Raw genomic sequence first — 4,335 nt, forward strand, 5'->3', positions numbered from 1 at the left:
GAAAAGAAGGCACTCTCTTCGGGTTTTCGGTCTGTACTGAAATCAAGGTATTATTGGGAATCCCAGCTTAAATCATAGATACCGTAAGGGATTTTATTCTTTATTTAAAACTTTGCAACAGAACCACTTATTTTAACCGTGATTTCAAATCGCTTAGTTCACTACTTAAGATATCATTTTGCTCTTTTAAATTTTCAAGATCCTGTTTCAATTGTTCGTCATCTTTTTCATTATGCGATCCTGAGTGCATACCCCTCATCATAAATATCATCATTATCGGACATAATAAAAGTAATAACCACTGCATTGTCATCGCTCCTTAACTAAGTTCTTTAGAGTAGCAACTTCTTCTTTTAATTGCTCAGTTTGGATTTTTAAACTTGCTATATCATTTTCGGAACCAGTGTGTTTTAAATGATCTTCTCCATGCATATGATGATGCCCAGCATGTCCGTGCCCTTTATGCATAAACATCATTGAGATAGGACAAATTAGTAGTAATAGTAGTGGTAAGAGATTAAGTAATGCTTCCATGTAAATCTTCCTCCTTAGATTTTTTGAGATAGATGTAAGTTAATATAGAGCCAATTAATAGGACTATGGACAGGACTTGAGCCATTCTCAAGTTTGCTGTTAGCATTAAACTGTCGGTCCGTAATCCTTCAATCCAGAATCTCCCGACGGAATATAGTGAAAGATAAATTAAAAATATTTGCCCAAAGAACATTCTATTTCTAGACACCAGAAGCAAAATAATGAGTACTCCTATATTCCATAAAGACTCATATAAAAAAGTCGGATGATGGTAGGCCCCATTAATATACATTTGATCAATTATGAAAGATGGGAGTTTCAGAGATTGCAGGAACTCTATGTCTACAATTTCTCCATAGGCCTCTTGATTCATAAAATTTCCCCATCGTCCAATGATTTGTCCAATTACTATACTGGGAGCAACTACGTCAGCAACATTCCAAAAAGAAAGATTTTTCTTCTTGCAATAAATAACCCCTGTCAATACAGCACCAATTAATCCACCATGTATTGCTAGACCACCTTCCCAAATTTTTAAGATACTTAAAGGATCATCAATGTACAAAGGTAATTCAAAAAGTACATAGTATAATCTGGCCGATATAATAGAAACTGGCAATCCATATAACAACAGATCAACAATTGTATCCTCAGGCAATGCCGCACGCTTTGCTCTTCTATTAGCAACAAAATATCCGATTATGATCCCAAACACTATGAAAATGGCATACCAATAAATAGTAAATGGACCAAACGAAATAAATACTCTGTCGTAGGGTTCTCTCAAATTCTTCCCTCCTTCCTAATGAACTTGTTTTGACTATAGCAGGCTATTATGGAAATTTTATGTAGACTTTTTGACAGATACATTGGTACACATTTTCTACACAAGTTTTTTTATCATTATATTAAAAGGAGTGATCTAATATAAATATTAATTTAATTAAAAAAAGCATGCTATTTCTATTATTTTTTGTCCTTGCTTTATCCCTCGCGATTACATTGACAATCAACTTCCCTGGTTTGCTCAAAATCAATTTATTCTTTCAAAGCGATATAAATTTTCAAAACTGGAGTAGATCTCAAGTTAATCAAGATTTTAGAAATTTAATGGGCTATTTAAATAATCCTTTTCAAAAAGAATTGGTTTTTGATAATCTATACGTCTCAGATCGCGGTATAAACCATTTTAAAGATGTTAAATTTTTGTTCCAGCTTAACTATTCATTGCTTCTTTCTACGAGTAGCATTCTTTTATACCTAAACAGGAAAAAATTAGTAACGCGTGATCAAGTCAGAGAAATCACTAGTTTAATCAAGTGGATGATAATATCAGTCTGTGTAATGGCACTTCTGTTTTTTGATAAAGCATTTGTGCTTTTTCATCAAGTATTTTTTGACAATGATGATTGGATGTTTGACTATCGTACAGATCCAATTATCAGTTTTTTACCGGAAACATTTTTCTTTTTATGCTTTTTATTAATTGTAACTATAAGTGTTTCTACTTTGACAACAATTCATCATTTGTTTAATAAAGAAGAACGTACTTTATGAATAGCCTAAGGAGGGATGGTCTTGGTCGAACACAAAATACAGGTATCGAATTCAGAGTTAGATGTTTTAAAGTTTATCTGGAGATATGAACCGGTAACATGTGGTTTAATAACACATGGAATGCAAGAGCGTAATAGTTGGCATCCCTCCACAACAAAAACGTTAATAAGAAGGTTGTTAGATAAAAATGTGATCACGTTTAACACTTCAAAAAACCAAAGATACTACACTTCACTGATTAAGAAGCAAGAATTTTTAGAAACCGAACTACAAAGGTTACTTTCTGGAATGGATGAAGGTTGTATCTCAGAAGTAAGCTACTATTTAAACGGATTGGTTAAACGTTCTGACACGGAGGAATTCAATGATTTCAAAATATAATCTTTATGGAATGACTTGTGCAGTTTGCGCAACAACAATAGAGAAAAAAATTCATGAGTTGGATGGAGTATATTTCGCTAAAGTTAACTTAACAACTGAGGTTCTAAAATTGGAATATGATGAAGGTGTTTTGTCTAATCATACAGTTATAACAGCTATTCAAGACATTGGTTATGACGCTTAGATTCGAAAAAAAACTGAGATAAAGGTATTTGGAATAAGTGGAATGAATTGCTCAGGGTGTGCAACAAAAGTAGGAAATGCTTTGGAAGCAGAGCCAACAGTCAGTGTAAAAATAGTTGACTTGGCTAGAGGTACAGTTACTTTCGATGCTGATTCAAAATTAACATTAACATTCTTAAATCAACTACTAAAAAATACAAAGTATACTGTAACTATAGATATATCTATATAAATATAAATATATGTGGGAGGATCGACACGAAATCTCCACATATTTTTTTTATGGTAAATACATAATAGATATGGGAGATGATGGGTTGAAGAATAATAAATATATTTGGTTAGCAGCAACAACAATATCAATATTGACCCTAGGCGGTATTTTCATATTGATTCAACAGCAGAACAAGGAGGAGCATGCTGAAGTTATCTATCAAGAAGAACAACGACAAATCTCAAGTAGAATGTCCAATATGATGGGGGATAATCAAGAAGCTGATTTGAAGGTAGTACACCAAACGGAGAGACAACTATTGATTCCCCCTGTTCTTGAACCATCTTCAAAAAGCAAAGAAAATGTGACATATGATATAGTTACTCAAAACGGGGAAGTTCAAATCATGGATGGAAAAAAAACTGAAACATTAGGCTATAACGGGGATTTTTTAGGGCCAGTTATTAGACTGAAAAAAGGACAAAAAGTTACTATCAATACAACCAATAATCTTGATGCTAGCACATCTTTTCATTGGCACGGTTTGAAAGTAGCTTCTGATGCAGATGGAGGTCCACATCAGATTATAGAAGCAGGACAGAAAAAAAGTGTAACATTCGAGGTTGATCAAGAAGCTTCTACACTCTGGTTTCATCCCCATCCGGAAGGAGAAACAGCATCTCAAGTTTATAAGGGTTTAGCAGGTTTGATGTATATTGATGATGGCAACTCAAAATTATTAGATTTACCTTCCAAATATGGTGTCGACGACATTCCCTTGATTGTGCAAGATAAATCTTTCAGTTCTACTAATCAAATTAACTATGAAAATGATTTTAACTCTGATGGAACAAAAGGGGAGACGTTGCTTACTAATGGCACAATCAATCCATACGTTGAGATAAAAAGCCGATGGATGAGGTATAGAATTGTTAATGGATCCAATGCAAGAAACTTCACTTTTAATTTGGATAATGACGAATCATTCTACCAAATTGCTACAGATGGTGGTTTTCTGAATACTTCTGTTAAACTTAGTAAACTACTTTTAGCGCCCGGGGAAAGGGCAGAAATATTAGTGGATACTCAGAATTATAAAAAAGGTAAGGTGATTCATTTACTAGCAAATAATTTGGTTGCACTGACAATGAGAATTGAGAATACGATAGACAACAAAGAGTTTAATCCCTCTGATAGTCTAAATACTATTAGTACTTTAGATGAAAAGAAATTGGAAGATTTAACAAGACAGAGTATTAATTTAAATGGAATGTCTCACATGGTAAACATCAACAATAAGCAATTTGATATGGAAAGAATAGATTTATATAAAAAATTAGGTTCTGTTGCAAAGTTTTAAATAAAGAATAAAATCCCTTACGGTATCTATGATTTAAGCTGGGATTCCCAATAATACCTTGATTTCAGTACAGACCGAAAACCCGAAGAGAGTGCCTTCTTTTCGG

Annotated in this window: 7 protein-coding genes and 1 pseudogene; 5 read left to right on the forward strand and 3 right to left on the reverse strand. The window is 33.4% G+C overall.

What is annotated here, in order from left to right:
• Positions 1-127: 127 nt before the first annotated feature.
• The 3 genes from ACWOEC_RS11935 to lgt are packed head-to-tail and all read right to left on the reverse strand — an operon-like array spanning position 128 to position 1,321.
• Positions 128-313: a DUF2933 domain-containing protein gene (locus tag ACWOEC_RS11935; RefSeq protein ID WP_002307645.1), complete on the reverse strand. Its 186-nt coding sequence runs from the start codon at positions 311-313 to the stop codon at positions 128-130.
• Positions 310-534: a DUF2933 domain-containing protein gene (locus ACWOEC_RS11940; RefSeq protein WP_455308439.1), complete on the reverse strand. Its 225-nt coding sequence runs from the start codon at positions 532-534 to the stop codon at positions 310-312. Before ACWOEC_RS11940 ends, ACWOEC_RS11935 begins: the two co-directional genes overlap by 4 nt.
• Complete coding sequence (gene lgt / locus ACWOEC_RS11945) at positions 518-1,321, reverse strand: prolipoprotein diacylglyceryl transferase (RefSeq protein WP_455308441.1); 804 nt, start codon at positions 1,319-1,321, stop codon at positions 518-520. Before lgt ends, ACWOEC_RS11940 begins: the two co-directional genes overlap by 17 nt.
• Positions 1,322-1,476: 155 nt before the next feature.
• On the opposite strand from lgt, the gene ACWOEC_RS11950 reads away from it, so the two are divergent.
• The 5 genes and pseudogenes from ACWOEC_RS11950 to ACWOEC_RS11970 form a co-directional block, all read left to right on the forward strand.
• On the forward strand, positions 1,477-2,091 hold the full coding sequence (locus ACWOEC_RS11950) for a TIGR01906 family membrane protein (RefSeq protein ID WP_455308447.1): 615 nt from the start codon (positions 1,477-1,479) through the stop codon (positions 2,089-2,091).
• A 15-nt stretch (positions 2,092-2,106) separates the two neighbouring features.
• Entirely contained in the window at positions 2,107-2,472 is a 366-nt protein-coding gene (locus ACWOEC_RS11955; protein WP_455308443.1) for a BlaI/MecI/CopY family transcriptional regulator, read from the forward strand.
• Positions 2,456-2,656 carry a cation transporter gene (locus tag ACWOEC_RS11960; RefSeq protein WP_455308445.1) on the forward strand — a complete coding sequence of 67 codons (201 nt, stop codon included), beginning with the start codon at positions 2,456-2,458 and terminating at the stop codon, positions 2,654-2,656. Before ACWOEC_RS11955 ends, ACWOEC_RS11960 begins: the two co-directional genes overlap by 17 nt.
• Positions 2,657-2,674: 18 nt before the next feature.
• On the forward strand, positions 2,675-2,887 hold the full coding sequence (locus ACWOEC_RS11965; protein WP_455308449.1) for a heavy-metal-associated domain-containing protein: 213 nt from the start codon (positions 2,675-2,677) through the stop codon (positions 2,885-2,887).
• 10 nt (positions 2,888-2,897) lie between these two features.
• A pseudogene (locus ACWOEC_RS11970) lies at positions 2,898-4,214 on the forward strand (multicopper oxidase family protein); the annotation flags it as partial.
• Positions 4,215-4,335: the final 121 nt, after the last annotated feature.

The organism is Enterococcus bulliens, assembly GCF_053761865.1.